Here is a 1,176-nt window from a genome sequence, read left to right as displayed (position 1 = left end):
TAGCTTTGTGGTCAAGTCCTCGGCCTATTAGTACCGGTCAGCTCCACACATTACTGTGCTTCCACCTCCGGCCTATCAACCCAGTCGTCTACTGGGAGCCTTACCCCCTCACGGGGTGGGAGACCTCATCTCAAGGCGAGCTTCCCGCTTAGATGCTTTCAGCGGTTATCCCTTCCGAACGTAGCCAACCAGCCATGCACCTGGCGGTACAACTGGCACACCAGAGGTTCGTCCGTCCCGGTCCTCTCGTACTAGGGACAGCCCCTTTCAAGTCTCCTGCGCGCGCAGCGGATAGGGACCGAACTGTCTCGCGACGTTCTAAACCCAGCTCGCGTACCGCTTTAATGGGCGAACAGCCCAACCCTTGGGACCTACTCCAGCCCCAGGATGCGACGAGCCGACATCGAGGTGCCAAACCATCCCGTCGATATGGACTCTTGGGGAAGATCAGCCTGTTATCCCCGGGGTACCTTTTAGCCGTTGAGCGACACCGCTTCCACACGCCGATGCCGGATCACTAGTCCCAGCTTTCGCTCCTGCTCGACCCGTCAGTCTCACAGTCAAGCTCCCTTGTGCACTTACACTCAACACCTGATTGCCAACCAGGCTGAGGGAACCTTTGGGCGCCTCCGTTACCCTTTAGGAGGCAACCGCCCCAGTTAAACTACCCACCAGACACTGTCCCCCACCCGGATCCACGGGCGCGGGTTAGACGTTCAAAACGACCAGAGTGGTATTTCACCAATGACTCCACCCAAACTAGCGTCTGAGCTTCCCAGTCTCCCACCTATCCTACACAAACCGTTCCAAACGCCAATGTCAAGCTGTAGTGAAGGTCCCGGGGTCTTTCCGTCCTGCTGCGCGAAACGAGCATCTTTACTCGTACTGCAATTTCGCCGGGTCTGCGGTTGAGACAGCGGGGAAGTCGTTACGCCATTCGTGCAGGTCGGAACTTACCCGACAAGGAATTTCGCTACCTTAGGATGGTTATAGTTACCACCGCCGTTTACCGGCGCTTAAGTTCTCACCTTCGCCAGGTTGCCCTGGCTAAGCGGTCCCCTTAACGTTCCGGCACCGGGCAGGCGTCAGTCCGTATACATCGTCTTACGACTTCGCACGGACCTGTGTTTTTAGTAAACAGTCGCTTCCCCCTGGCCACTGCGGCCCCCACCAGCT

The 1,176-nt window shown here is 57.6% G+C and carries 1 rRNA gene; it reads right to left on the bottom strand.

Going from position 1 to position 1,176, the window contains the following annotated elements:
• Positions 1-7 precede the first annotated feature (7 nt).
• Positions 8-1,176, bottom strand: a 23S ribosomal RNA gene (locus ACIBH1_RS49055); the annotation flags it as partial.

It is taken from the genome of Nonomuraea sp. NPDC050663 (assembly GCF_044456985.1).
In the GTDB taxonomy this organism is placed as follows: Bacteria; Actinomycetota; Actinomycetes; order Streptosporangiales; family Streptosporangiaceae; genus Nonomuraea.
This window is presented reverse-complemented; position numbering and strand designations above follow the sequence as displayed.